27 protein-coding genes and 1 tRNA gene are annotated in these 24,193 nt (G+C 60.3%); 6 read left to right on the plus strand and 22 right to left on the minus strand.

What is annotated here, in order from left to right:
• Positions 1-9: 9 nt before the first annotated feature.
• The 3 genes from guaB to NLY42_RS24755 all read right to left on the minus strand — a co-directional run bounded on the left by guaB (position 10) and on the right by NLY42_RS24755 (position 2,352).
• Positions 10-1,512, minus strand: a complete 1,503-nt coding sequence (guaB, locus tag NLY42_RS24745) for an IMP dehydrogenase (RefSeq protein WP_023734161.1) — start codon at positions 1,510-1,512, stop codon at positions 10-12.
• Between the two features lie 142 nt (positions 1,513-1,654).
• Entirely contained in the window at positions 1,655-2,110 is a 456-nt protein-coding gene (locus tag NLY42_RS24750) for a PIN domain-containing protein (RefSeq protein WP_023673035.1), read from the minus strand.
• Positions 2,107-2,352, minus strand: coding sequence for a type II toxin-antitoxin system Phd/YefM family antitoxin (locus tag NLY42_RS24755; protein WP_023753665.1), 246 nt, complete (start codon positions 2,350-2,352; stop codon positions 2,107-2,109). The genes NLY42_RS24750 and NLY42_RS24755 overlap by 4 nt, the downstream gene beginning before the upstream one ends.
• Before the next feature lie 243 nt (positions 2,353-2,595).
• Between NLY42_RS24755 and NLY42_RS24760 the strand changes: the two genes are divergently transcribed.
• Positions 2,596-4,017 carry an MFS transporter gene (locus NLY42_RS24760; RefSeq protein WP_023753666.1) on the plus strand — a complete coding sequence of 474 codons (1,422 nt, stop codon included), beginning with the start codon at positions 2,596-2,598 and terminating at the stop codon, positions 4,015-4,017.
• 215 nt (positions 4,018-4,232) lie between these two features.
• Here NLY42_RS24760 and NLY42_RS24765 read toward each other — a convergent pair whose 3' ends face one another.
• Positions 4,233-4,931, minus strand: a complete 699-nt coding sequence (locus NLY42_RS24765; RefSeq protein ID WP_023753667.1) for an RlmE family RNA methyltransferase — start codon at positions 4,929-4,931, stop codon at positions 4,233-4,235.
• A gap of 247 nt (positions 4,932-5,178) precedes the next feature.
• The gene (locus NLY42_RS24770) at positions 5,179-6,522 is read right to left on the minus strand and encodes a Ppx/GppA phosphatase family protein (protein ID WP_023694901.1); all 1,344 of its coding nucleotides are present in this window, start codon (positions 6,520-6,522) and stop codon (positions 5,179-5,181) included.
• A gap of 350 nt (positions 6,523-6,872) precedes the next feature.
• Between NLY42_RS24770 and NLY42_RS24775 the strand changes: the two genes are divergently transcribed.
• Complete coding sequence (locus NLY42_RS24775) at positions 6,873-7,820, plus strand: lysylphosphatidylglycerol synthase domain-containing protein (protein ID WP_023753668.1); 948 nt, start codon at positions 6,873-6,875, stop codon at positions 7,818-7,820.
• A gap of 146 nt (positions 7,821-7,966) precedes the next feature.
• Positions 7,967-8,040 (plus strand) — tRNA-Gln (locus tag NLY42_RS24780).
• A 186-nt stretch (positions 8,041-8,226) separates the two neighbouring features.
• On the opposite strand, the gene NLY42_RS31835 is transcribed toward NLY42_RS24780, so the two are convergent.
• Positions 8,227-8,661, minus strand: coding sequence for a Rap1a/Tai family immunity protein (locus tag NLY42_RS31835; protein WP_023756397.1), 435 nt, complete (start codon positions 8,659-8,661; stop codon positions 8,227-8,229).
• A gap of 164 nt (positions 8,662-8,825) precedes the next feature.
• Here NLY42_RS31835 and NLY42_RS24785 point away from each other — a divergent pair, with 164 nt between their 5' ends.
• Together NLY42_RS24785 and NLY42_RS24790 are read left to right on the plus strand one after the other, a co-directional pair.
• Positions 8,826-9,440 carry a hypothetical protein gene (locus tag NLY42_RS24785; protein ID WP_156933764.1) on the plus strand — a complete coding sequence of 205 codons (615 nt, stop codon included), beginning with the start codon at positions 8,826-8,828 and terminating at the stop codon, positions 9,438-9,440.
• A complete protein-coding gene (locus tag NLY42_RS24790; protein WP_023753670.1) occupies positions 9,424-10,653 on the plus strand; it encodes a DUF262 domain-containing protein in 1,230 nt (409 codons plus the stop codon). Before NLY42_RS24785 ends, NLY42_RS24790 begins: the two co-directional genes overlap by 17 nt.
• Positions 10,654-10,916: 263 nt before the next feature.
• On the opposite strand, the gene NLY42_RS24795 is transcribed toward NLY42_RS24790, so the two are convergent.
• The 11 genes from NLY42_RS24795 to NLY42_RS24845 form a co-directional block, all read right to left on the minus strand.
• The gene (locus NLY42_RS24795; protein WP_023756398.1) at positions 10,917-11,738 is read right to left on the minus strand and encodes a hypothetical protein; all 822 of its coding nucleotides are present in this window, start codon (positions 11,736-11,738) and stop codon (positions 10,917-10,919) included.
• A gap of 36 nt (positions 11,739-11,774) precedes the next feature.
• Entirely contained in the window at positions 11,775-12,035 is a 261-nt protein-coding gene (locus NLY42_RS24800) for a hypothetical protein (protein WP_023753673.1), read from the minus strand.
• A 103-nt stretch (positions 12,036-12,138) separates the two neighbouring features.
• A complete protein-coding gene (locus NLY42_RS24805; RefSeq protein WP_023753674.1) occupies positions 12,139-13,056 on the minus strand; it encodes a hypothetical protein in 918 nt (305 codons plus the stop codon).
• A 78-nt stretch (positions 13,057-13,134) separates the two neighbouring features.
• Positions 13,135-15,156 (minus strand): hypothetical protein, encoded by a 2,022-nt coding sequence (locus tag NLY42_RS24810; RefSeq protein ID WP_023753675.1) that lies wholly within the window; start codon positions 15,154-15,156, stop codon positions 13,135-13,137.
• An 8-nt stretch (positions 15,157-15,164) separates the two neighbouring features.
• Positions 15,165-16,772 (minus strand): terminase large subunit, encoded by a 1,608-nt coding sequence (locus NLY42_RS24815; RefSeq protein WP_023753676.1) that lies wholly within the window; start codon positions 16,770-16,772, stop codon positions 15,165-15,167.
• Positions 16,769-17,041 carry a P27 family phage terminase small subunit gene (locus NLY42_RS24820; protein WP_245263483.1) on the minus strand — a complete coding sequence of 91 codons (273 nt, stop codon included), beginning with the start codon at positions 17,039-17,041 and terminating at the stop codon, positions 16,769-16,771. Before NLY42_RS24820 ends, NLY42_RS24815 begins: the two co-directional genes overlap by 4 nt.
• Before the next feature lie 116 nt (positions 17,042-17,157).
• Complete coding sequence (locus NLY42_RS24825) at positions 17,158-17,478, minus strand: phage head closure protein (RefSeq protein WP_023753678.1); 321 nt, start codon at positions 17,476-17,478, stop codon at positions 17,158-17,160.
• Entirely contained in the window at positions 17,478-17,891 is a 414-nt protein-coding gene (locus tag NLY42_RS24830; protein ID WP_023753679.1) for a DUF3168 domain-containing protein, read from the minus strand. The genes NLY42_RS24825 and NLY42_RS24830 overlap by 1 nt, the downstream gene beginning before the upstream one ends.
• A complete protein-coding gene (locus NLY42_RS24835; RefSeq protein WP_023753680.1) occupies positions 17,888-18,307 on the minus strand; it encodes an HK97 gp10 family phage protein in 420 nt (139 codons plus the stop codon). The genes NLY42_RS24830 and NLY42_RS24835 overlap by 4 nt, the downstream gene beginning before the upstream one ends.
• Positions 18,307-18,594 (minus strand): head-tail connector protein, encoded by a 288-nt coding sequence (locus NLY42_RS24840; RefSeq protein WP_023753681.1) that lies wholly within the window; start codon positions 18,592-18,594, stop codon positions 18,307-18,309. The genes NLY42_RS24835 and NLY42_RS24840 overlap by 1 nt, the downstream gene beginning before the upstream one ends.
• Positions 18,591-19,652: a hypothetical protein gene (locus tag NLY42_RS24845; RefSeq protein ID WP_023753682.1), complete on the minus strand. Its 1,062-nt coding sequence runs from the start codon at positions 19,650-19,652 to the stop codon at positions 18,591-18,593. The genes NLY42_RS24840 and NLY42_RS24845 overlap by 4 nt, the downstream gene beginning before the upstream one ends.
• Positions 19,653-19,760: 108 nt before the next feature.
• Here NLY42_RS24845 and NLY42_RS24850 point away from each other — a divergent pair, with 108 nt between their 5' ends.
• Positions 19,761-19,976: a hypothetical protein gene (locus NLY42_RS24850; RefSeq protein WP_031244603.1), complete on the plus strand. Its 216-nt coding sequence runs from the start codon at positions 19,761-19,763 to the stop codon at positions 19,974-19,976.
• A 342-nt stretch (positions 19,977-20,318) separates the two neighbouring features.
• Here NLY42_RS24850 and NLY42_RS24860 read toward each other — a convergent pair whose 3' ends face one another.
• The 5 genes from NLY42_RS24860 to NLY42_RS24880 are packed head-to-tail and all read right to left on the minus strand — an operon-like array spanning position 20,319 to position 24,185.
• Positions 20,319-20,909 (minus strand): hypothetical protein, encoded by a 591-nt coding sequence (locus tag NLY42_RS24860; RefSeq protein ID WP_023756400.1) that lies wholly within the window; start codon positions 20,907-20,909, stop codon positions 20,319-20,321.
• Positions 20,910-20,914: 5 nt separating this feature from the next.
• A complete protein-coding gene (locus tag NLY42_RS24865; protein WP_023756401.1) occupies positions 20,915-22,096 on the minus strand; it encodes a phage major capsid protein in 1,182 nt (393 codons plus the stop codon).
• 1 nt (position 22,097) lies between these two features.
• Positions 22,098-22,604, minus strand: a complete 507-nt coding sequence (locus NLY42_RS24870) for an HK97 family phage prohead protease (RefSeq protein ID WP_023753685.1) — start codon at positions 22,602-22,604, stop codon at positions 22,098-22,100.
• Positions 22,597-22,935: a gene transfer agent family protein gene (locus tag NLY42_RS24875; protein ID WP_023753686.1), complete on the minus strand. Its 339-nt coding sequence runs from the start codon at positions 22,933-22,935 to the stop codon at positions 22,597-22,599. Before NLY42_RS24875 ends, NLY42_RS24870 begins: the two co-directional genes overlap by 8 nt.
• Positions 22,932-24,185: a phage portal protein gene (locus tag NLY42_RS24880; protein ID WP_023756402.1), complete on the minus strand. Its 1,254-nt coding sequence runs from the start codon at positions 24,183-24,185 to the stop codon at positions 22,932-22,934. Before NLY42_RS24880 ends, NLY42_RS24875 begins: the two co-directional genes overlap by 4 nt.
• Positions 24,186-24,193: the final 8 nt, after the last annotated feature.

Consider the following 24,193-nt stretch of genomic DNA (forward strand, 5'->3'; position numbering starts at 1 on the left):
GGCTGCCGGTCAGGCTCCGCCAGGATAGTTCGGGCTTTCGCGGGTAATCGTGACGTCATGGGCGTGGCTTTCACGAAGTCCGGCGTTGGATATGCGCACAAAGGTGGCGCGTTCGCGAAAATCGGCAAGGTCGCGGCCACCGACATAACCCATAGCGGCTTTTAGCCCGCCCGCAAGCTGGTGCAGCACGCCAGACACAGGTCCCTTGTAGGGCACCTGCCCTTCAATGCCTTCCGGGACCAGTTTCAGCGTGTCGCGAACCTCGGCCTGGAAGTAGCGATCGGCCGAGCCGCGCGCCATGGCGCCGACAGAGCCCATGCCGCGATAGGCCTTGAAGGAGCGGCCCTGATGCAGATAGACCTCGCCCGGGCTTTCGTCGGTGCCGGCCAGCAGCGAACCGATCATGGCCGCACTGGCGCCGGCGGCAAGCGCCTTGGCCAGGTCACCCGAATATTTGATGCCGCCGTCGGCGATGACCGACACGCCTGATCTATGCGCCGTCTCGACCGCCGACATGATCGCCGAAAGCTGCGGCACGCCGACGCCGGCGACGATGCGCGTGGTGCAGATCGAGCCCGGGCCGATGCCGACCTTGACGGCATCGGCGCCGGCGTCGATCAGCGCCTGCGTGCCTTCGGCGGTGGCGACGTTGCCGGCGAGGATGCGGACGGAATTGGAAAGCTTCTTGGCCCGCGTCACCGCATCGAGCACGCGCTGCGAATGGCCATGCGCGGTGTCGATGACCAGGAGGTCGACACCGGCATCGATCAACCGCTCGGCGCGCTCGAAGCCGTCATCGCCGACGCTGGTGGCTGCCGCCGCCCGCAGGCGCCCCTGCGCATCCTTGGTGGCGTGCGGGTTGAGCTGCGACTTCTCGATGTCCTTGACGGTGATCAGGCCGACGCAATTGCCGGACTTGTCCACGACGACGAGCTTTTCGATGCGGTGCTGGTGCAGCAGCCGCTTGGCCTCGTCCTGGTCGACATTCTCCTTGACCGTGATCAGGTTCTCACGGGTCATCAATTCGTAGACTTTCTGCCCCGGATCGGAGGCGAAGCGCACGTCGCGGTTGGTCAGGATGCCGACCAGGCGGCCGATCTTCTGGCCGCCGGTGCCGCCATTCTCGACCACCGGAATGCCCGAGATGGAATAGGTGCGCATCAGCGCCAGCGCGTCGGCGAGGGTGGCGTCGGGGCCGATGGTGACCGGATTGATGACCATGCCCGATTCGAACTTCTTGACCTGGCGAACCTGCTCGGCCTGTTCGGCCGGCGAGAAATTGCGGTGGATGACGCCGATGCCGCCGGCCTGCGCCATGGCGATGGCGAGCCGCGCCTCGGTGACGGTGTCCATGGCGGCCGACAGGATCGGGACGTTGAGGTCGATGTCGGTGGCGATGCGGGTGCGGATGTCGGTCTCACCGGGCATGACCTCGGAATGACCGGGCTGCAACAGCACGTCGTCAAAGGTCAGCGCCAGCGCGCCGGTGGACGTTTCGATGATTTTTGCCATGGCCAGTCCTCGGATACGAAAAGCGCCGGGAGAATACAAAAAAGCGCTGGACCGAAATGGACAGCGCCGACTCGTTTCTTCCCTTTCAGGATTGGCGCTGGCTGGTAACACGTCGCGGCGTGGTTGAAAAGCCGGTCGTGGCCTATTCGGCGGACTTGCCCAACAGGGCATCGAGCAAGACATGGCGCGGTGACGCGAAAGGATTGACGACCGTTACGCCGCCCCAGGTGAAGCCGTCCTGCAGATCTTCCGACAGCAGCAGCCGGCAACCGGTTTGCGAGGCAACAGACAGGATGGTCGCATCCCAGATGCCGAAATGGTGATCGGTCGCAAGATCAGCCGCGACCGTCATCACCTCCGGCGTCGTGCCGACAACCGGAAACGCGTCGCGCCAGCTCAACAGGGCGTCGCGCGCTTGTGCACGTGATCGTCCGGCCTTGCGTGTGAGAACGGTGAACAATTCGCCGAGCACCTGGACTGGAATGACGGCTGCCTCTTGCGCAATGTCGTGCAGCAGGCCGAAAACGATGTCGCGCTTCTCGGCTCCGTTGATCCCCTCGGCATAAACAAGGATGTTGGTATCGAGCGCGACCTTCACCGCTCGTCCTCGTAAAGCTCGTCGCGGCTCCAGCGCCCGGCTTCTACAACAGGCTGGCGTTCGAGGCGCGACAGCAGCGCTGTGCGCGAACGAGACGCCGCAGGGTCGGGCTGCCATGCAGGCACGATCCGCGCCACGGGGCGCCCATGGCTGGTCACGACATAGCTCTGTCCTTCGCGGACACCGCGCAGGAGGAGCGAGAATTTGCGGTTGGCGTCGGCTGCGGAAACGGCTTCTTCCATAGCATTGTCCATATAGTAGTTATATTCACTACAGCATAGTGAACCAGGTCAATTTTCGCAAGTTCATTCAATGTGGCGAAACGCAGCGACGCCTCTTGTCCGCCCACGGTCGCACAAAAGTGACAGCAAATTAATGCGACATCGCGCCTGAGGCGTGATAACCGCCGGTTCGTATCGCTTGCCCCGCCTTTTCATTGCCTGGATTGGTCGGCACGCAATTTTTGGCCAGTTCGGACGCGTTCGTTGAACCGCATCATTCCGCTCATTCTGGCGGTCGCCTTGTTCATGGAAAACATGGATTCGACCGTCATTGCGACATCGCTGCCGGCGATCGCCGTCGACATCCACACCAGCCCGATCGCGCTCAAGCTGGCGCTGACCGCCTATCTGGTGTCGCTGGCCATCTTCATTCCGATCAGCGGCTGGATGGCCGACCGGTTTGGCGCCAAGACCATTTTTCGCGCCGCGATCGGCGTGTTCATCGTCGGCTCGGTCTGCTGCGCCATCTCCAATTCACTGCCGGCCTTCGTCGTCTCGCGCTTCCTGCAAGGCATAGGCGGCGCCATGATGACGCCGGTCGGCCGCCTGGTGCTGGTGCGCGCGACGCCGAAGAGCGAGCTGGTTGCCGCCATGTCGTGGCTCACGGTGCCGGCGCTGGTCGGCCCGCTTGTGGGACCACCGATCGGCGGCTTCATCACCACCTATTTCACCTGGCACTGGATCTTTCTGATCAACGTGCCGATCGGCCTGATCGGCATCTGGCTGGCGACGCGCTTCCTGCCGCAAACCGACTCGATGGAGACGCCGCCGCTCGATTTCGTCGGTTTCGTACTGAGCGGGCTGGCGGCCTCCGGCGTCATCTTCGGCCTGTCGGTGGTCAGCCTGCCCTATCTGCCGCCGGCGACCGGCCTCATCACCGTGGCGGTCGGGCTGATTTCCGGCGTGCTCTATCTCCTGCATGCGCGGCGCGCCAAGAACCCGCTGCTGGCGCTGGAACTGTTCCGCAACCCGGTGTTCCGCTCCTCGGTGCTCGGCGGCTCGCTGTTTCGCATCGGCATCGGCGCGGTGCCGTTCCTGTTGCCCCTCATGTTCCAGATCGGCTTCGGGCTGACGCCGTTCCAGTCGGGCATGATCACCTTCGTCTCGGCTATCGGCGCCATCGGCATGAAATTCGTTACCGCGCTGATCTTCCGGCTTGCGGGGTTCCGCCGGGTGCTGATCTGGGGCTCGCTGATCGCCGCGGCATCGATCGCCATATACGGCCTGTTCACGCCGGAGACGCCTTACGCGCTGATGCTGGCCATATTGCTGGTCGGCGGCTTTATCCGCTCGATGTTCTTCACCGGCGTCAATGCGCTCTCCTACGCCGAAGTGTCGGCCGAGGACACCAGCAAGGCAACGCCGATCACGGCGGTGTTCCAGCAGCTGTCGATCGCACTCGGCGTGGCGCTGGCCGGCGGCATTCTGGAAGTGTCGACCTCGATCCATGGCGGACCGCTGGCGCTCGGCGATTTCCACATCGCCTTCTTCATCGTGGCGGCAGTGTCAGCGGCGGCGTCGGTATCGTTCATGCGGCTGGCGCCGGATGCCGGCAATGCCGTATCGGGACATGGCCGGCTGACGACGCCGAAGACGCTGGAGCCGGTGAGCACGGCTGGGAAGTAAGGGGCGAGCGCCCCTCATCGCTTCGTTCATCCTAGGGCGAAGCGACTCAAAGCGTCGCGCAGACCCTGGGATCCATGCCGTGATCTTGATCGAAGGATGCAGCGGCACAGAATTCTGCGGCGTTTCAACGCGTTAACGTCACGGCATGGATCCTAGGGTCTGCGCTGCGTCGCTTCGCTCCTTGCTTCGCCCTAGGATGACGATGCCACTGGTGGCTATCTGCCCTTAAAATCCTTCGCCAGCAAATACAGTTCCACCGACTCATCGCGCGACGCCGGCGGCTTGACGTGGTGCACCGAGCGGAAGTTCTTCTTGAGCATCGACAGCAGCTCGTTTTCGGCGCCGCCTTGAAACGTCTTGGCCAAAAAGTGCCCGCCCGGCTTCAGCACCGACAGCGCGAAATCGGCGGCCACCTCGCACAGATGCATGGTGCGGATGTGGTCGGTTCGCTTGTGGCCGGTGGTCGGCGCGGCCATGTCGGACAACACGATATCGGGGTCGCCGCCCAGCGCCTCGGCGAGCTTTTGCGGCGCTTCCGGGTCGAGGAAATCCATCAGCAGCACCGGCGCACCCGGCACCGCATCCATTTCGAGATAGTCGATGCCGATGACATGTGGATTATCAGCCGTCGATTTCGTCCTCGCGGCCGCCACCTGGCACCAGCCGCCGGGGGCCGCACCGAGATCGATGACCTTCATGCCGGGTTTCAGCAGATGATGCTTGTCATCGATCTCGATCAGCTTGTAGGCCGCGCGCGAGCGATAGCCGTCGGCCTTGGAGCGCTGGACATAGGGATCATTGATGTGGCGCTGCAGCCAGCGGCGCGACGATTCCTTCAGGCCGCTCTTCTTCTTGATCCGCGTCTTGAGGACACGAATGCTGGCGGAGCCCGGCTTTTCCGGCTTCTTGGTCATGACGTTATTTCTTGTTTGAGTTTTTGCGCTGGCCGAGTTGCCGCCGTTTTTCGGCGGCTTCGCGTTTCGCGAAGGGCTTCCCCCACTCCGTCGCCGCTTCGCGGCGCCACCTCTCCCCCCTCCGGAGGGAGAGGAAAGGCGCCGGTCTGCATAAGTTCGCGCCCTTCCTCTACCCCGTCGATCGGGGGAGAGGTGTCGAGCGAAGCTCGACGGAGTGGGGGTCGACCGTTCACCAAAGCGATGCGGATCATGCTCGGCCCCGCCCACTGTTGCGCCAGACGCCGTCATCGGCCATCAGCTCGCTCAAAATGCCTTCGCGCAGACCACGGTCGGCGACGCGCAGCCGCTCCGACGGCCACACCGCACGGATCGCTTCAAGAATAGCACAGCCGGCCAGCACAAGATCGGCGCGGTCCGTACCGATGCACGGGTTGGCGCAGCGCTGCTGGAAGTCCCAGCCGACCAGTTTTTCGACCATGCGGTCGACGCTGTCGCGGTCCATCCACAGCCCATCGACGCGGCGGCGATCGTAGCGTTCGAGGTCGAGATGGACGCCGGCCAGCGTCGTCACCGTGCCTGATGTGCCCAGCAGATGGAATTTCGGGCTGGTCAGCACGTGGCTCAACCGGTCGCGGCCGTCGAAGGATTTTAGCCGCACCGCGACATCGTCGACCATCGCGGCAAAGATCTCGCGCGTCACCGTGCGGCCGCCAAAACGCTCGGCCAGCGAGACAACGCCGACCGGCAGCGACGTCCACGACACGATGTGGTTGGCAAGCCGTGGCGAGCGCTGGCCGGTGAGGTCGATCAGCGCGATTTCGGACGAGCCACCGCCAATGTCGAACAGCACCACGCCTTGCGTGTCGCGCTCGACCAGCGAGCCGCAGCCGGATACAGCAAGCCGCGCCTCGGTCTGGCGATCGATGATTTCCAGCTTCAACCCCGCCTCTCGTTCGACGCGCTGCAGGAATTCCACGCCATTGTCGGCGGTGCGGCAGGCCTCGGTGGCGATCAGCCGTGCCTTGCGGATCTTGCGGTTGCGCAATTTGTCGCCGCAGATCTTCAGCGCCTCGACGGCGCGGTCCATCGCCGCCTGGCTCAGGTGCCCATTCGCCGTCAGCCCCTCGCCCAGCCTGACGATGCGCGAGAAGGCGTCGATGACGCGGAACTGGCCATGGCGCTGCGGCACCGCGACCAAAAGCCGGCAATTGTTGGTGCCGAGATCGAGCGCGGCAAACACCGGCAGTTCCTGCATCGGCGGACGATGCATTGGCTGTTCCGGTCGGGATTGTGGCGCCGAGGGCAAAGGCACCGGCGCTGGAGCGGCCGGGCCGACTGAGGCCGGCGCACTAACCGCTTCGGCCGTTGCGAGAGGGCTGTCGTCGCGCGCAAAAACCTTGCGCCCACGCCGGCGCTTGCGCCGCTTTCTCGCCTTGCCTCGCTGATGCTGGGCTTCGCCGGCCTGTCCGTTACCGGACTGAGGCCCCGCCTGGCGGGGCCGCCCGGCGGATGGGCTTGGCCCGCCTGACGGCGGCGAAGCCCTGGACACGCCCACTTCCGGCGCGCCAGCGCCGGTGTCGTGGTCTTCCACTTCAGTTCCTTCCGGCGCCGCGCGAACCGGAAAACCGGACGCAGCAGGCGCTTAAAAATTTTAAGTTGCCGCCAGAGTAGCAGCGCCGGACCGGATCACCAAGAGCAAGGGGCCAAATTTTGCCGGCTGCGTCCTGCCACGTCCCCGCTGCTTTGCAGCGTCCCGGCGTTCGCTAGCCTTTTCATCTTGCCACTGGCACGACGAATTCGCCGTTGGCGAACCGGCTGCTCACCCTTGCCGGTTGAATAGCCGGCTTCAATGAGGCATTTCTGAAATGAGGGGGAATTGGTGAATCGCGGACGTTTTAACGCCCGCCTGGGCGATGGGCAGCAACACATGACGACAACTCCATGAATTGGGGGGGCACGAATTGGAAGCGCTATCTGTGGCCGGTCATCGGTGTCGCGGCGGTCATCGGGTCGCTGTTGTTGCTGTGGCATGAGTTGCGCGGCATCTCGATCGACGATGTCTGGGACGGCATATCAGCCATCCCGACGCGCGGCTGGGTGCTGGCGGCGCTGAGCTCGGTGGTCGCCTACGCCTCGCTTGCCGGCTACGACCACATAGCGCTCTTGCATATCGGCAAAAAGGTCTCGTGGCTGTTCGTCACCTTCTGCTCGTTCACCACCTATGCGCTGTCGCACAATATCGGCGGCTCGGTGTTTTCGGGCGCCGTGATCCGCTATCGCGCCTATGGCACCAGGGGGCTGACCGGCCAGGACGTCGGCATTCTGGTGGCGATCTGCTGGATCACCTTCGTGCTCTCCAGCATTCTGGTCGGCGGCCTGGTGCTGGTGTTCGAGCCTGCGATCATCGACCGCTTTTCCGGCGCCCCGCACCACGGCCTGGCGATCGCCGCCGGCATCGCTTTGCTGATCCTGATCAGCGCCTACATCTTCGGCAGCTGGCTGCATCTGAAGCCGCTGAAAATCGCCGGCTTCCAGCTGCACTATCCGGCGCTGCCGATCGTGGCGCGGCAATTGCTGATCGGCCCGATCGAGCTTCTGGCAGCAGCGGCGATCATCTTCTTTGCTCTGCCGGCGGCCGGAAATCCCGGCTATTTCGTCATTCTCGGCGTGTTCCTGGTGTCGTTCTCGGTTGCGCAGATCTCGCACGCGCCGGGCGGGCTCGGCGTGTTCGAGGTCGTGTTCCTCGCGGGCCTGTCTGATATGGACCCGGTCGGCGTGTTGGCGGCACTTCTGGTGTTCCGGCTGTTTTACCTGATCATCCCGCTGCTGATCGCGCTCGGCGTGGTGCTGTTCTTCGAGCACTCGCAATACAGCCGGACGGACAGTTGAGGTCGCGCCGGGCGACAGCGCCCGCCTGGCGCAATTGGCTGATGAAACACCGAGATTGAAATGCAACGCAGGCTTGACTATTTTCCGGCGGCGGCTACAAGGCACGCGCGGCTGCTTCGGCGGCCCACCAGCGCGACAGCGCCTGCTGGGGAATAGGTTAACGGTAGACCCACGGACTCTGACTCCGTTAGTCCTGGTTCGAATCCAGGTTCCCCAGCCACACCTCTTTTCGATATAAAATTCAACGACTTAGTGAAAATTAGAAATTGCTAAGTGTTACACTCCAGCGGATGATCCACATGGCATCCTGTTTGACGCACGAGGGGGGCTTGCTTCTTCTCGGATTCGCACCTTCAACGAAGGTTGAGGCACAGGCAGCGAAATGCAGTGGGGAGCACGAAAAACTTTATTGGCACGGCCACATCTCGCGGAGAGCGTCTCTCACGCCGTGAAACATTGGCTCACCCCATTTCTCAGGGTGCTTCTCCGCCCAGTTCTTAAACACCTGGCGATAGGCGCCATAGGTGGGCGTGGGATTTTGACTCGGGCACGATCCAACTAGGTCGGCGTCCGAGCCGCGCACCTGCATCATGGTGTCGGCAACGCCAGAGACATAGCCTATGCACAACGACACGGCCGACGAGCCTGGACTGGCGTTGCAGTTGTTGAGGAGTTCCTGTGTCGTTAATCCCCCTTGCGCTGCCGAAGCGTGAGAAGGAACGAGCCCAGCGGCGATCAAGGCTATTGCTCCAACTCGATTCATGTTTCCCACCCAGTGCGAATAAGCCAGCGACAAGACTAGTCGCTGGCGTCCTGGTTCGACAAGATCGCCCGCGCGCATGCCTTTAGCTCGACGATCCGCTGCTAAGGACCGCAGGAGACCGCCGGTAGGCGCTTTCCAATAAAAACATCGGGGCGCGCTCGCTTGAGTTCAAACATGCAAAAATGTTACTGGTCTGAACTCGATCTTCCGAATCCTCTAACTCTTAGCGGCAAGACAAGAAATTGACGGGCACGGCTTCTGAAACGGCAGATGAAAGACGCGAAGCCTTACAGCGACTCATAGCCCCGTATCATGACACCATAACACGGGCGCGGCGGGTGTTCTTCGACAAGGCATCCTTTGCACTTGATGGAAAACATGAGACGGAATTTGCGATAAAGCAGAGAATTGCATCACGCTACTCGATCGCATTTCGTTCGGTGCTGTTTGCTGGTTCTGCACAATTAGGTTTCAGTCCACAAAAAGACACTACTTTTGAACCTGGCAAATCGGACCTGGATGTAGCTTGCATCGATAACGGTCTGTATCAGCGATTTTGGGAAGTTGTCCTCCGGGCGACAAGAGCGTTCTCTGATGATTCAACGTTTATTTCAGACTTCCATCGAGAGCGGATGAAAGAGGGAATTTTGAGAAGGGGCATGATCTTACTCGAATATCTGCCGAAGTGCCCAGAGCGAAATAGCGAGAAATCATTTATGGACGAACTCGGGAAAGATCACAGTGCCCATTTTTCCAGGATAACGGTGGCAGTTTATATGAACGAATATGCTTTTTGTTGGAAACAGGCTTCTGCTCTAAACCTTGTTAGAGGCATTACGAATGCAAAACGACCTTAAATATCAAGTCCGATCTCGCGAAATCGGAGATATCGTGTCGATGATGCGGAGCGGCCGCCTGATCCTTTCTCCATATTTTCAGAGAAATCTGGTGTGGCGAGACTCTCATAAGCACGACTTCATCGAAACGATTTTGCACGGGTATCCCTTTCCGCAGATCTTTCTGGCCAGGGGGCCGATCAACCTCACAACGATGGAATCGCAGACATGCGTAGTCGATGGTCAACAGCGCCTGAACGCCATAAGGGAATACACCGGGGACAAACTTCGGGTGGGCGGTAAGCTCTTTTCGGATTTGAATACGGACGAGAAGACCGCCTTCGTGAAGTATGAGGTGCCTGTCATCGATTTCGACCTCGACGCTGGGGACGCGAGGCTAAAAGAAGTCTTCAAACGCTTAAATCGAACGTTCTATTCCCTGTCGACAATTGAACGAATAGCTACCGAATACAGTGCTTCGGAGTTCTTGCTAACCGCCAGATTGCTGTGTGGTGACATCGCCACAGGTGACGTCGCCAAAGAGGAAATCGAAGCAGCACTTGACGTATTCGATCCCGGGGATCTCCCTGATGAGGTCGAAGACGAAGCCGTGGATAACGAGTTCCTGCGAGATCCAGGCATATCGAAAGAAAAATGGGAATGGCTGGAGGCCCGCGCCGGTGGAGCTTTTTCGCTCCTGGTTGGTTCAGAGCGAATCTTTTCGCAGTATGAATTCCAACGAAAAGTTCCTTTGATGTTCGTTCTGAATGTTATGTGCACCGTTCTCGGCGGATATTACAGCAGAAATTCCAAGGTAAAAGAATACCTTGAGGACTACAACGTTGATTTTGCTCAATCAGAAAGCCTTATTCAGAAAATGGATGCGGTTTCTGACCTGATTTATAAGTTTTCTCTGCCGGAAAGAAGCATCTGGTGGAATAAGGCGAATTTTTTTACGGTGGTATGCGAGCTTGCTAGGCTAGATCATCTGGAAGAGGTTGATCCGATTTCCACCGGCAAGAATTTGTTGTTCTTCGAAGGCGCACCGCCGCGCGAATTCCAAATTGCAGCAAGGGAGGCAGTCAATAATAGGCCAGAACGACTTCTCAGAGCGAGTGTTTTTCAGCACCTCGTTGCACGCTACGGCGAGCCGTTCGTCACGATTGAAGAGCTTGATGATGATCCCCAGTCAGCTGTGGATGTGGAGGTGACCGACCCGTCGCTACCGGAATAGCGGCACTTTAAATTTTCCGCTGTTCCTCGTGCTTGTAGACGAGGCGTGGAGCTATTCCATTTTTTATCTGGCGGCCGATCTTCAGACGCCAGCTATGTTCAAGATGCGAAAGCCCCTGTCCGAAACTGCTCGCCGGCCGGGCTGGCAAGGCTTCATCTATGATCTCGAAACGGTCAAAGATCGGCTAGTTCGCATTCGATAGTCTGTGACTGGTCTGGCCTTTAGGAAAATGCCAGTGGTATCTAGTGTCGTTTGCTGATGGTTTAAAATGGCCATGGAAGAGCGTGGAGCCACGCCAGAACCGCTTCTGTAGCCGTGCCTAAAAGCGTTAAGAGACGTTGGGCGAACAATGCCATACCTCCGCCCAGCCCCAGGGTTATCGCTGCGTCGACCTGGGCGTTTGCACGGCCTCTCAGCCATAAGGCAACAGATCTTGCCATCTGCTTTAAAAAGCCAACGCTTTCATTTACCGTGCCAGCCGTTGGTTCTGCGCTGTCCGCCTCTGCTTCGATTTTCGCGATCGCGTTTAGAGCTTCCCCTGCCTGTCCTTCCGAGACTGGGCTATCTTCTATCGGTCCAGGTGGCTTGTTGTGACCGATCATCCCATAGCTGTGCAGCCCAAGCTGCAATTGTGCTTTTAACTCAGCCAGCTGAACGAGCATCGCACTCTTGAGTTGGTCTATGTCGTCCTTTGATGCGGGAGCAGGTTCGCCTCGCGTTCCCATGAAAGCGTCCAGGTCAAAAGCGGGCTCAAAGCCACCGTCGTCATCAGACTGGCTTTCGGCCACGGGAGCCCAGTCGAAGAGCCCGTCGCTTTGGACCTCGTCTACCGCCTCTTCCATGACTTCGAAGCTGGCGACTTCTGAGAACTCGCTCTGAATCCCATCGTCCGCGCTGTAGGGGCCGCCCCAAATCCATTGATAGCCGCCCTCTGCTGACTCATATGGAAGTCGAACAGCTGGATCCTCGTAATGTTCATGGAACCACTGAACCATCAGCTCGATCTTGCGCCTGCGTGACAGCTTTCTAAACGCTGAGGGCGAGTATTCGAACCCGCCGATCACATATTTTCGCCGACTTGCCATGCCACCACCGAAACAAAGAGTTGAATGAGCTCCACGTCAGAAGACACATTGAATGCATCGCCCTGACAACATGTTGTCTTCGGCCTCCGCGTTAGCACCTTGCCCTTGCTCAAGCCAAGCTCTAGCGGTCAGCGATGTCGATTCTGGCAGCACGCTCGCCGGCCATATCTCGGCGGCCATAAGCGCATCGACAATCTGGTAAGGCTCGCGCTTGCCGCTGAAGGGGCAAGGTTCGATCTCGGCGAGCGCCAGGGCGAGCCGGGCGTATGTCTTGTTATCGATGTAGACGTTTTCCATGCGAAAAGATCCTCCGTTCGGTGACTTGCCGGCAAGGTATGAGTCATCTGTCGGGGATGCGCAAGCGAAATTTATCTAACAAAATCAATAAGTAAATGGTGACTTAGTTGCCCTGTGAGTTCTTTATCATGCTCACAACAAGCTCTCCGCGAGCGGTGTAGAGCGAACTCGCGCCGCTGCGAACCGCGTTGGTCGCGGTAAACCAGTCACCACCAATAGGCCGGCTTAGGTTCTTGAACCGCCCTCGATAGGGCACAACGCCCGACAAGACCGACAACCCGCGCACGTAGTGAGACCAGGCAACATCCGGTGCCGGTTTTGTGTGAGCCTGATATTGCCGGGCGTCATTCCACTCGCCACCGGCGATGCGTAGTGCTTTGCGGGCGCACAGAGAGTCACCAGGCGCGATCTGTAGCTCGCCGTGACAATGTAGCCTTCGCGGCTGACCCGCCTCTGTGACCTCTACAGCGAACCAGAAATCGATAGGCCTGCCGAGGGCGAGCTTAAGCTGAAGGGCAATCCGCCTGGACAACCATTTGACCGCTGACGGCTTCGTGCGGGCTAGATGGTCGACCGCTGGCGAGAGGTTCAACGTAAAGGCGTGAACGGGACCGGTATGGCGTAGCGCGTGGTGAAACCACTCTAGCCGATACACGTCGCTTAGATCACGCCAGGCGGCCGGCGCTTCGTGGACGGGCAAACCAGTGTAGACGTTGAAGGGCTGCCAGAAGCGTTCGTGGCGTGCAGATGCTTCAGAGGAGAGACGTTCGCGGACGTAGGGTGTTGAGGTGCTGATAAGGGGCAAGGACACTGTAACTGAAGTCGGCCCGCTTTCCTCAAGCTCCTCAAGGGCGTCGAGCCCTTGGAACGCATAGCGGAACGCCGCATCGCGGTAAGGTGATTTGAGGTGCTTCCGATTTCCCTTTCTGTCACCAGGCCGACCGAGGGTCGTCGCGATGATAGGAAAAAAATCCTTTGTTGTCGCGCGCATTTCGGGCGCGGAAGTGCTATATACAGACATAGAAACTCCTGAAGATCGGTCGCCGTCGGGAAACTGTGGCCGATCTTTTTTTTCTGATGGTTACGATATAGCGGAAAGTTAGCGGCGGCCTCGATTGTTAGCCAGGTTGCCGGGACGCGACGCCTTGCGCAGTTCATCGGCGACGACGCCACGCATTGTAGCCTCCATCTGACGCCCCATCTTCTTAGCAAGGTCATCGTTCTGTGCTGGTGTGCCCGCGCTGCCATGCACCGTCACGGGCGCGCTGATAACGACCTGCGGTCCAGCGCGGTAGTCGCTGCCGGCGAAAGCTGGCGTGCCACCGACAAGCCCGCCGGCAGCGAAGGCCGGAAGGCGATCGTCGTTTATGGCTTCAATCAATGCCCGGTGCTTCTTGGTGGCCTTGGCGTTCACCATGAACTCCCCGTCCGAACCCATGATCGGAATGCTGTCTGACGTTGACGTGCCGGGGCCGCGAACGTGGCCGCCACCAGCAAGCCGCATGCCCGCCCAGGCGTCGCTCTTCACAAGCCCGCCACCGCTGAAGCCGAACAGCGAGCCGATGATCCCCATGATACCGCCGCCGCCGGTGCTGAAGATCGCGTTCAAGGCGATGTCGAGAAGCTTATCCTCGATCTTGCCGAGCGCGTTGACGAGCATGTCAGATGCCGACGCGCCGGCGCGTAAGTCAGAAATGAAGCCGCCGAGAACGTCACGACCAAGGCCGGACATTTCTTGCGCAGTCGCGCGGGTCTTGTCCTGGCTGTCGGCTAGCTTCTGCGCCTCTGTAGAGGCGCTGGCGTAGGACCGGGCTATTTCGTCGATCGTCGCCGTCAGTTCCGGCGTGATGACCTTGCCGGCCTGCTGTGCGGCGTTGAGAAGGTCTTGCTTCGTGCGAGCGAAGGCGAGGGCGTCGCCGTAGTCGTTGACCAGGGGATTGAGGCCAGCTTGTGCGCTTGTCTCAGCCCGCATGAGCGCGATGCGCCGTTGCGTCTGTGCCAACTGGCGCTCGAAACCATCCGGCGCTGGAGATTTTGCCTTTGAGCCGCTGGCCTCATCGCCTGCCTCGCCGGGAATGATGGTCGCCCGGCGCGTTGCGTCGCCGTATCTGGCCTTTAGGTGCTCAACGAGCTTGTCGTCGGCTTTGGCAATCTCACCGCCGAACGCCTGTGAAATGCGAACGTCGATCGCATCCGGCTTATCGCCTTTGCCCAGCCCGGTGATGACCGAACCCTTCTCAGGCACCAGCGAACCGGCAAGCGTTCCTAGCCCGGCTGCAGCCGCCAGCTTTTGATTGTCCACCAGCATCTTGTTGAGGCCGTCCATGCCTTCCAACGCGGTCAGGATGGCCGATTGCGAGCTTACGGAGAAACGGTGCCAGGCCGCGTCCCATCGGTCGCCCATCTCCTCCGCACGACGCAATAGCTGTTCATCGATTACGCCGCCGGCATCTTCGGCGGCTTTCTTCATGTTCAGAATGCCTTTTGCACCGTCATTGAGACCGACGAGCATTGCGCCACCCCCACGACCGAACGCTTCAGTGACCAAGAGCATCTTTTCCTGCTCTGAAGACGCATTGCGGATCAACTCGGCGTAGCTGGCGAGCAGCTGCTCGGAAGTTCGTATCTGACCGTTGCTGTCGCGGATGGCGATACCGTTGGCCTTCAGGATATCAGCGAGCCGGCCGCCCTTCGTAGCTGCCTCGCCGATGCGCTTCGAAAACTGCTCCATGCCTGTTTCGAACTCAGACTGTTCGACGCCAGCCTGCGCAAAGCCGAAGCCGAGTTCTTGAAGAGCGGTTGTCGACAGTCCGATGCGGTCGGCCGTGTCGACCAGGTGCGAAGCCATGTCGATCGTGTCGAGCGCCTTGTTGAAGAGCGCGAGTGGTGCAAGCGCGGCCGTAGCGGCTGCACCAGCGCCTAGAAACATGCCGGCCAATCCGCCCTTAAGCAGCCCGCCGATATTCGCGAACGACGTGTCCAGGCGCGATGTCATGGTCTTTGCACGCTGTTCGATCTTGTCGAAGTCAGAAACAGCCGAGACCCGGGCGCGTTCGAAGCTTCGCCGGAAATCGCTATCGCGGGCTATTAGGTCTACGGCTAAAATCTGGTCGTCTGCCATGGTCGTTCCTATGCAAAGAGTTCTTCGGGATCGTCGTGATCGTAAATCGAGCGGGAGTTGTCGTTCGCAGCGGCCCGGCTGACTGCCATTGCGGTTGCGACAGCGCCGTCGATGCGGTCGCGGGCCGTCGCCTTGTGCATGCGCGTCAGGCCGGTATCGCCCGTCGAGGCCACGACGCTGTCGAAGTGATGTCGAAGGACAGGATGGCCGCTGTGGCGAATCTTGCGGCCATTGACGGTGCGCTCAAGGTCGCCGATCGCTGGCGCCATCGTGAGCGGACCTTGGCGCATCTCGATTGCGGGGATGCCGTCATTGTGAAGCCGCTGCATCATCGTCCGCGCAAGGTGCGGGTCGAAGGCTACTTCCTCGACGCGAAAGCGCGCGCATAGTTCGCGGACGTGGGCCTCAATCACTTCAGGTTCGATGATCGGCCCGTCGATTGCGGTGAGATAACCATCTGCCTTCCACTGCTCATAGGGAACGCCATCGCGGTCGGCGCGGCCACGCAGGTCGTCGCCTGGCACGAAAAACCATGGAAAGACCGTGATCCGGCCGTCGTCGTGCCGCCACGCTGCGACAACGGCAGTCAGGTCGCCGTTCACGGACAGGTCAACGCCAAGGAAACACGGCAAGTCTTCAAGGTCGGAAAGCTCGAACTCGAACCGGCCTTCGTCATAGACGGCCATGTCGAAAAGAGGTGTCCGGCTGTGAGCCTGCCAGATGTTGAGGTTGAATTGTTTGAAGGCGTGGCGTTCGGCCGGCCGATGTTCGGCTTCCTTCGCGAGCGAGCGCAAACCGGCCAGGTTCGGGAAGCCATGTCTTAGGCCGGGGTTGACGCGATGCCAGAGCGCCTCAGCGTTCCAATCGTTGTCATTGGCGGCTTCGAAGATGATCGGCAGGAAAGCGGGATTGTCGATGTCGCCGAGCGCGATCTTGCGGGCGTAGTCGTATTGCTCGAAACCGATGTTCTCAGAGCCACGGCCGGCCGTGGTGGCAATCACCATGAGCGTGCCAGGCGTCTTCACAAGGCCGGACTTCAGGGCCTCCCAAAGATCGCGGCCCTTCCATACGTGGATCTCATCGACCAGGATGAAAGCGGGCGTCTTGCCATGCTGAGATGCGCCGTCGCTCGAAATGGCCTGAAGCGAGACGTCCTGCTTTTTGTAGACGATTTTCTTGACCGAGTTATGTGCGTCATAGATGCGGGTAGCGGCCATCAACCGGCGGTCCATGCGGATGATGTTCGCGGCCTCTTTGAAGCCGAGTCCGGCTTGCTCGCGATCGGAAGCGGCAAAGATCACCTGCCCGGCCGGAACCTTCTCCGGGCCGATCGTGTGAAGCAGCGCAAGAGCCGCGGCAAGGCTGGTTTTGCGGTTACCGCGGGGAATCATCCAAAAGACAGTTTCGACAATGCGCCGGCCGTCCGCGTGGCGCGGGCCGTAGATGCGTCGCACGATGCGTTCCTGCCAATCGTGAAGTTGGAATGCACCACCAGGCGCGGTGCTGTTCGGATGCTTAAGGCTTCGCAGAAAGCGCACGGCGCGGTCGCCGTAGCCGAGCGGGTCGGCAATGGGCGAACCGTCGAAAATCCATTCGGGGTAAGCGCTGGCGGTCATCGCACGTCCAGCGGGTTCGTGTCGTCGTCTTCTTCGTCGCGACCACCGACACGCGTGCGAGACGTAGGCGATAGGCCATACTCGGCGGCAAGCTGCCGGGCCGTTTGCATCGCCTTGTCCTGTGCTCGCACGAGCTTCAGGTCGATCGCGCCGCTATCGTCGCGCATCACGGCGTCGATCTCACGCACCAGGCCGCGCGCCAGGCAGAAGTCTTCGATGCCACCAAGATCAGCTTTGGTGATGATACGATCGTCAATAAGCCGGGGCATGACACGCGCCCATTCAGCCTTAGCGAACGCGCTGAAGTAGCGAGGCGGTGGCGGTGCCTTAGTGAGCGGGTCGCGATCATGCGAAAGGGCTGGCTTAACGCCACGAAGATGCGTCACTAGCGGGCGCGCTCGCACCGCAGTTCAAGGCCACGTCGCCGGCCTATCTCAGTGATCCCGACCAGGTTGTAAGGCGTCCCCTCATAAAGCACGCGATCGGCCGTGGTGAGGTTGCCGACGTAGCGGATGCGGAACGTGACGGTGATGTTCTCGGCTTCGCCGAACGTGCGAGGTGTCTCTTCAGCAGCCGCGTCGATCCTCTCGGCGCGCAGGCTGGTGGCGAGATTCACCCATGACAGATCGACAGCGCCAGTCGAGCTCTTCGTCTCACCGTTAGAACGCTGCAGTGTGATCGTCCTAGAAAGTCTACCAGCGCGCATTAGGGCCTCCACCGAATGACGGCCTCGACGTTGAGCACGCCATGCGCAAAGTCAGGGTCCGGGTCGCGAAGCCAACGAACGTTCTTGGCTTCAAAGAAATCGATAGCGCAGTCCACCATGACGAGCGGCGCGAGCAACGCGCCGTGCAGCGCGAAGCCGATAGCCTTTGCCAAATCGCCGCCAGCGTCGAGCGCCCAGATATGAAGGTCTAGCCAGACGCGGGCGCTGTATTGCCTGCCGGAATTATAGCCAAGATATTCAGTTTGCGAGCCTTCCATGATGACGGAAGGCAGCTGCTCACGGCGCATGCTGCCGGTGCGAATTTGATCGGCCGCAACGACCGCAGTGACGGCCGGTGTTGAAGAAAGCCGGGTGTTGATTGCGGTCTGAAGCGCCAGGGATGGTTCGATCATGACTGCTGCCACGCCGCTTTGACCAGCTTGCCGAGTGCGAGCTTGATCGCACGTTGCCCGCGCGGTCCGTAGGTGCGGACGGCCGGCCAGAAATATGGCTGTGCCGCCATCTTCGACGTGCCGTATTCGATGAGATGCGGATAGCGAACGACTGTGTTGCCGACGGTGATAATTGCTTCGTTGTTCGCTGCGATGCGCGAGCCGCCTGGCTGAGAATAGGCAGGCGTCGATTGACCGGGCGGTGTGACGACAACGGAATCCTTCAGGTCGCCGCTGTCTTCCGGCGCGGCGCGCTGGATACGGCCGGCGATCTTGTTCGCTTCGATGACAAGTTTCGGCTCGATGGCCTTCGCCACCACGTCGGGAAGCTCCCGCATCACCTTGTCGAAGGCCTGAAGCTGCTTGGAATGGGCCATCAAAGCACCCATTCACGGTAGGGTCGAATGAGATCGCGGACGCCGAACGGGACTTCGTTCGCGCCGATGCCGATCAAGACGGCCTCGCGCTGCTCATACCAGGCGGCCGCAAGCTGAAGCACGGCTTCGGTGAGTGTCGCCGGCATCGGGTCGATCTCGGCGAGATCCTTTCCGATCTGGTCAGAAATCCACTGTTCGGCCGCCGCGATCTTGTGTGAAAGCAGCGCGTCGTCGTCGGTGCCGGTGAGGTTCATCTGTGATTTGAGAAGGTCGAGAGACACGCTCATTTTGAAATTCCTATATCGGTGCTCTCTTGCAGTGTGCTCCCCCCGCCGGTCCCAGCGAAAGGTGCTAGGTCGGAAGCCACCCCCCGGTTGAACAACTCGCTCGATGTCGCTAAGCGCGCACTGTCAGGGTTCTGGTTGGAGTGATTCGAATGTGGCGTGGTGATCCCGACTATGGAGTCGGCAGTGGGGGCGGCGGTGGCGTATTGATCATCGCATTTGTCATCGCTGCATTCTTCCTCTTTGCGACCGTGATGAACGTCAGAGAGCGCAAATACTGCGAGGCCTTGGGTATGTTCCCCTTTGGCGTTGCCTGTGTGGGGGTTTACATCTGGTTCTATCTCCAGACGTAGATTAGTCAGCGGCTTTGGAGCGCCCATGGCGACGGCTTCGGCGAGCGAGCGGCCCTTGTGAATGCGGGCGATGAGAGCGTTGTATTTGATGCCGGCATGATCGGCCCATTCGTGCAGCGTCTTGGATGTTCCATCGATGGTGTGGACTGCTCGCGTTCGCTCACCGAGCGTTACCGCGAGTGCTTGCTCCATAGTGACGCCTCGCTTTATCCGACGGCGCAGCGTGGGTTGTTGAATGCCGGCCTGGTCAGCCCAATAACTTAGTGACCTGGTCATGCCGTTGACGGTGTAGAGTTTGGCCGGCCGGCGTTGTCCGATGCCTTTGAAGTGCGATCGCCTGCCTTTCGGCAACGTGCCCTTGCGAAGAACATCCTTCATCGGATGCCCGGCCTTAATGCGCGAGCGCATCGTCTCAGGCGATATGCCGGTGAGCTCGGCCCATTCAGTGACTGTGTGGCTCTTTCCACCATAGATGTAGCGATCGACCACACGAGGTTTAGCGAGCTTGATCGCGCGCGGTCGGGCTACTACCGGCTCAGGCAACTGGTCGCCTGGCCGTGCGGTGATCGGCTTGCATATGGCCACCTCAACCGATATGCCGCCATGAAGTCGCCTCATGATGGTTTGCGGCGTGATGCCGTAGTCCAACCCCCATTCATTGATTGACTGAGTGATCCCGTCGAAGGTCAGAAGATCGTCGCGTGTCATAGGTGAATTGACCCCGGTGTAAAGGTTACACCGGCCCGAAGATTGGACCTTGCGCGAACACTTTTAGGGAATAACGTGCGGTGACAAACAGACGTCAGGGGTGAAGAAATGACCACCGAACACATGCCGACAGACGCGTATTTTCTGCTACGCCGCGTTGTTTCGAATGGACCGCAAAAGTCGAGGGGCGACAAAGTTGATGACGACTCGGCGCGGGGCTTTCTCGTCAGTCGAGGGTTCGTAACGTGGGATGAAACCGCAAAGAAGCTGACCGCAACGCAGGCAGGAAGAGATTTCGGCCGGCTCATGAAAAAGGCCCCCTAAGCTGGTGTTCCTGTCGCTGCTTACGGCTTGAATGACAGGGTGATGCAGCCATCGGTTGCCAGTTGGCCCGGTCCCAGAAGAGCCGCTTGTCGCCACGGTGCGGAACGATGTGGTCGACCATGTTAGCGAGACGGCCGCAGGCGCACGCGCAATGACGATGTTGGGGCATGGCGAGGAACGCCTTGCTTTCCTTCTCCCACTTGGAGTCGTAGCCGCGCTCCCGTGCCGAAGGCCTGGTGCGGTCGAAGCGTGCCTTGCGGGTGCGGTCGCGCACTACCTGGCAAGCGCAACGCTGCTCGGCAGGCACGATCTTTCCGCAGAGGCAGAGGTGTGGTGGTCGGGTCATTGTGTCTGACGCGCCAGCACTCGCAATCTTGCGATGCCTTCTCTGACTTGCTCCGGGCTTACAGTTTCGAGCGGGTCATATTCGGGCGTCTCTTCAGCGGTGCCGTGAATGGCCTTCAGCTTGGCGACTAGGCCACGCTGGGCGACGATGATCTCGGCAGGTGTTGCCGACCAGGTATCGGCCGGCGACCAGCCTAGCCAGCCTGTGCCGATCTCGAAAAACTGTTCAAGGCCGGCTTCGATTGAGAATTCTTTGCCCGCCTTTTCGCGCGTTTCGGCCGGGTGTTCGGCTTCGGCATCGATGCCGAAACAAATGGCCACGAACCGGGACAGGTCATCGCTAAGCGACGAGAGAGAACGAACGCCCTCGTCGGCAACGATCTGTAGAAGATGGCGATAGGCGGTCGGATCATCGGTGGAGGCCATTACGATGTCGGCGATCATGCCGAAGTTGCCTCGATTGATGCCCTGCACGACCATGCCCAGGCCGTGCTTGTGCTGAAGGATGGTTGCGGCCCGCAATGACGGCCGCAAGCGCAGGGCGAGGTTGCCGTGCTGTATAGCGATGATGTCAGATGCGAGCCGCATGATCGTTACGCCGAAATCTTCAGCTTGGCGAAGCGGTCGGGATTGGTGACGTCGCCACCGACACGCTTGCGGCTGTGAAGAACAACGATGCCGTTCTTCGCCCGCGTGTAGGGGTCCGAGAGGATGCTGAAGTCGGTGCGATCGACAATGCGATAGCCGGACCAGTCGCCGAACACGATCGGGAACTTGCCGGCTGCCACGTCGGGGAAGTCGACCATTTCGATAACCGGGCGACCAAGCAGCGAAGACGGCTGACCAGCCTGTAGACCGGGCTGCCAGAGATAGTTGCCCTGGCTGTCCTTCCACTTGCGCACGATGCCGAGCGTGTTGCGGTTCATTGCCCATGCGCCATTCTGGGCATGTGCGGTCGGGATCGCGCTCATGACGTCGATGAGCTTGTCGCCGGGGTTCGCTGCCGGAAAATCGGCGGCAACGCCGGTCTTTACTTCAGCGATGCCGGTAGCGACGAGAATGCCCTTAGGGCGATCGGTGCCGGTGCCGTCAACAAACGCCTTACCTTCGGCGATAGCGAAGGACTCAGCGAGATCGCTGGAGACTTCGGCCTCGACATTATAGGCGGCATCTTCAAGCAACTGCCGGCTGATCTCGACAAAGGTTGCCATCTCCCAGGGCGTCAGCGTAACCTGTTCATAGGACGGGCCGCTTTCGGTGCGGTCGGCGATCTCGCTAACCCAGGTCGCGGCGGTCGAGCCGATGCGACGCGGGAACTTGATCTCGGAACCGGCGATGGTCACGACCTTGGCGAACTGGCGAAGCGGGCTGAAAAGGCGCAAGGCCTTAAGAATTTCGGCGCTGAATTCGGTCGGTGCGAGGTAGCCGGCCGTCGCGTCGGTCGCGACGGTGAGCGCCTTGATATCGATGTCCTGAAGGCCGCGATCGCCACGACGGAGATACGTGCCGAAGGCCTTGGCTTCGGGCGTCGGGTTGTCATTGTCGGCGACAGGAACATTCGAGTTCGCAGCCGCCGGGCGGTTCATCTTTGCTTCGAGCTTGTCGAAGCGTTCGGTGAGCTTGACGCTGTCGCCGGACTTGGTTTCGACAGCCTTCAGCCGGTCATCGACCGTCTTCGTCAGGTCAGCGAGCGCCTTCGTAACGACGTTTTCAGTGTCGTCGGCTTCCTTCAGTTCGAGGGCGCCGGTGAGCGCCCGCTTGTTTGCAGTCTTCATTTCAATTGCCTTTTCGTAAGAGCGCCGTGGCGCGGTTGAGCGCATCGGCGATGCCGAGAGCCTTGATTGCCGACTTCGCGCTTGTGACGCGCGCGCCGGGATGCATGGGGAGAGACACAAGGCTCGCCTCAAGCAATTCGAGTTTTGAGATAGTCCGGCCACCGCCGACGCGAGCCAGGGCCTTACGAGTGACGAAGCCGATGCTGATCCCGCGCACCGCGCCAGACTGGACCAAGGCGCGAACCTCACGGGCGCGCGCAACGTCATCGACCAGAAGGCGACCCTTCAGGCGGAAGCCGTCGGGTGCTTCGGTCGCTTCCGTCCAGACGCCGATAGGGTCGTTCTGGTCATGGCCGAAGAGCATGGTGAGCGGGAGTTTGACGCCAGCAAAGGCGCCCTTCTCGATGATGTCGCCGACACGATCGGCCGAACCGAAAGGCCATGCCAAGCCCTCGATGTCGCCGGTTTCATCGGTTGTGAATTTCGTTTCGAGAACGAGCTTATCCATTGGCGGGTGCCTGGCCTTCCTGTGTCGGTGTCGGCGTGCCGCTCCAGACTGCTTGCAAGACCGCTACCGCGATCGGGAATGGTTCACTGAGAGGACGCTTGGCCGCGTAGGTGTCAGCGAGGGCGGCCGCATCCTTTGGCGTGGTGCCGCCGCCGATGAGCGAAAGCCGGATGATCTCAACAAGCTCGGCGTGGCGAAAGTTACCTTCAGGAAAGCGTAGGCAGAGCGAGCCGATGCCCGCGCCGGTCTTGCGTTCAAGTTCGATGATGAGGTCTGGCGTCAGCCCAAATGTGCGCTCGCCGTCACCGAAGAATGCGACGTGCGTGTTCACGCGGCTGCCTTGGCGACCGTGGCGTTGTCATTTTGCGCTGAAGGTGCGCCTGGCGTGATATTCGGATTTGCCAGAACGTCGCCGCCTTCCAGCGGTTCACGGTTCAAGCCTGCGCGCACTTCGTTGGCGGTGATCGCGCCCATGGCGCGATACTTCTGATATGTCTCAGCGCGGGTCGCAGAATTGGCCGTCATGAGGTCGTCAATGACGAACTCGACGTAATGGCTTTTGCGCTCTTCAGACGTCAGCAGCACGCGGGCGTAAGCCCATTCCCATTCGTCCAGCCATGAGCGCAGCGTGAGCGTCAGGAACGATTGAAACATCTCTTCGGCGTTCGACCAGGTGGCGCGGGAAAGCTCGAAAAGCAGATGAGGCGGAACGCGGAAAACGCGGGCGATCTCGTTGACCTGTTCAACGCGCATCTCAGCGAATTGGGCGTCGGTGCTGGTCAGCGCTATCTGTTCGTATTTCCAGCCGTCATCGAGCACCATGGGTTCGGTGAAGCTGCCGGACGAAGTAGCGGCCCGGTAGGCGGCCTTGATCGCGGCGATGACCTTCGAACCGGAGGTGCCGCCCTCACCGCCCTTTTTGTTGTCATTGTAGAAGAGCGCGGACGGCTTAGCGCCACCGGCGAAGAGCTGCGATGCGTGGCGCTCTAAGATCGTAGCCAGGGCGATGGCTTCGCGGCCGGCCTTGATCGGCGCGAGGCTAAGGGGCGACGACACATGAAGAACGTCGCGGAAATCATAGATCCATTCGCGATTGCCGACGTGCCGGACGTAGACCGGCTCGCCAGTCAGCTCGTTCGTTTTGATGGTGACGGTTCGGGGGTCGAGCCGAATGAACTCTTGCGGCTTGCCAGCGCCGACGCGGATAGCCAGGGCATAGCCGTGGTCATGCAAGAGAGCGTCGGCCGTGAGCGTGGCTCGAAGCTGCCCGGCTGACGTCCATTCATTGGCTTCGTCATGCACCAGGCGGTAGGCCGGATGATCGTTTGCGGTTCGCTTCCCGCCATCTGCCTCTGCTACAAAGATTTTGGCGGGAAGCGAACCAATCGTGCCCGCGATGAGCACGACAGCTGAATACACGGCCGGCACCCGAAGGGCGGTCGCGGCATTGATCGAAGGTCCGGCTACTGTCGGAAATGCACCGAACAAATCGAGCGCTAGCGGGTCAGTGAGCGATATCGATTTCTTCTCGATATCGCCACCGAACAAATTCTTGAACAACTCAACGGGACGCTTGAACAAAACAACCT

The organism is Mesorhizobium sp. C372A (genome assembly GCF_030323245.1).
GTDB lineage: Bacteria > Pseudomonadota > Alphaproteobacteria > Rhizobiales > Rhizobiaceae > Mesorhizobium.

Coding starts and splice junctions, on each gene's coding strand:
- guaB (WP_023734161.1), bottom strand. CDS start 1,512: ATGGCAAAAATCATCGAAACGTCCACCGGCGCGCTGGCGCTGACCTTT.
- NLY42_RS24755 (WP_023753665.1), bottom strand. CDS start 2,352: ATGGAAGAAGCCGTTTCCGCAGCCGACGCCAACCGCAAATTCTCGCTC.
- NLY42_RS24765 (WP_023753667.1), bottom strand. CDS start 4,931: ATGACCAAGAAGCCGGAAAAGCCGGGCTCCGCCAGCATTCGTGTCCTC.
- NLY42_RS24775 (WP_023753668.1), top strand. CDS start 6,873: ATGAATTGGGGGGGCACGAATTGGAAGCGCTATCTGTGGCCGGTCATC.
- NLY42_RS31835 (WP_023756397.1), bottom strand. CDS start 8,661: ATGCGCGCGGGCGATCTTGTCGAACCAGGACGCCAGCGACTAGTCTTG.
- NLY42_RS24790 (WP_023753670.1), top strand. CDS start 9,424: ATGCAAAACGACCTTAAATATCAAGTCCGATCTCGCGAAATCGGAGAT.
- NLY42_RS24795 (WP_023756398.1), bottom strand. CDS start 11,738: ATGGCAAGTCGGCGAAAATATGTGATCGGCGGGTTCGAATACTCGCCC.
- NLY42_RS24800 (WP_023753673.1), bottom strand. CDS start 12,035: ATGGAAAACGTCTACATCGATAACAAGACATACGCCCGGCTCGCCCTG.
- NLY42_RS24805 (WP_023753674.1), bottom strand. CDS start 13,056: ATGTCTGTATATAGCACTTCCGCGCCCGAAATGCGCGCGACAACAAAG.
- NLY42_RS24810 (WP_023753675.1), bottom strand. CDS start 15,156: ATGGCAGACGACCAGATTTTAGCCGTAGACCTAATAGCCCGCGATAGC.
- NLY42_RS24815 (WP_023753676.1), bottom strand. CDS start 16,772: ATGACCGCCAGCGCTTACCCCGAATGGATTTTCGACGGTTCGCCCATT.
- NLY42_RS24820 (WP_245263483.1), bottom strand. CDS start 17,041: ATGCCCCGGCTTATTGACGATCGTATCATCACCAAAGCTGATCTTGGT.
- NLY42_RS24825 (WP_023753678.1), bottom strand. CDS start 17,478: ATGCGCGCTGGTAGACTTTCTAGGACGATCACACTGCAGCGTTCTAAC.
- NLY42_RS24830 (WP_023753679.1), bottom strand. CDS start 17,891: ATGATCGAACCATCCCTGGCGCTTCAGACCGCAATCAACACCCGGCTT.
- NLY42_RS24835 (WP_023753680.1), bottom strand. CDS start 18,307: ATGGCCCATTCCAAGCAGCTTCAGGCCTTCGACAAGGTGATGCGGGAG.
- NLY42_RS24840 (WP_023753681.1), bottom strand. CDS start 18,594: ATGAGCGTGTCTCTCGACCTTCTCAAATCACAGATGAACCTCACCGGC.
- NLY42_RS24845 (WP_023753682.1), bottom strand. CDS start 19,652: ATGACACGCGACGATCTTCTGACCTTCGACGGGATCACTCAGTCAATC.
- NLY42_RS24850 (WP_031244603.1), top strand. CDS start 19,761: ATGACCACCGAACACATGCCGACAGACGCGTATTTTCTGCTACGCCGC.
- NLY42_RS24860 (WP_023756400.1), bottom strand. CDS start 20,909: ATGCGGCTCGCATCTGACATCATCGCTATACAGCACGGCAACCTCGCC.
- NLY42_RS24865 (WP_023756401.1), bottom strand. CDS start 22,096: ATGAAGACTGCAAACAAGCGGGCGCTCACCGGCGCCCTCGAACTGAAG.
- NLY42_RS24870 (WP_023753685.1), bottom strand. CDS start 22,604: ATGGATAAGCTCGTTCTCGAAACGAAATTCACAACCGATGAAACCGGC.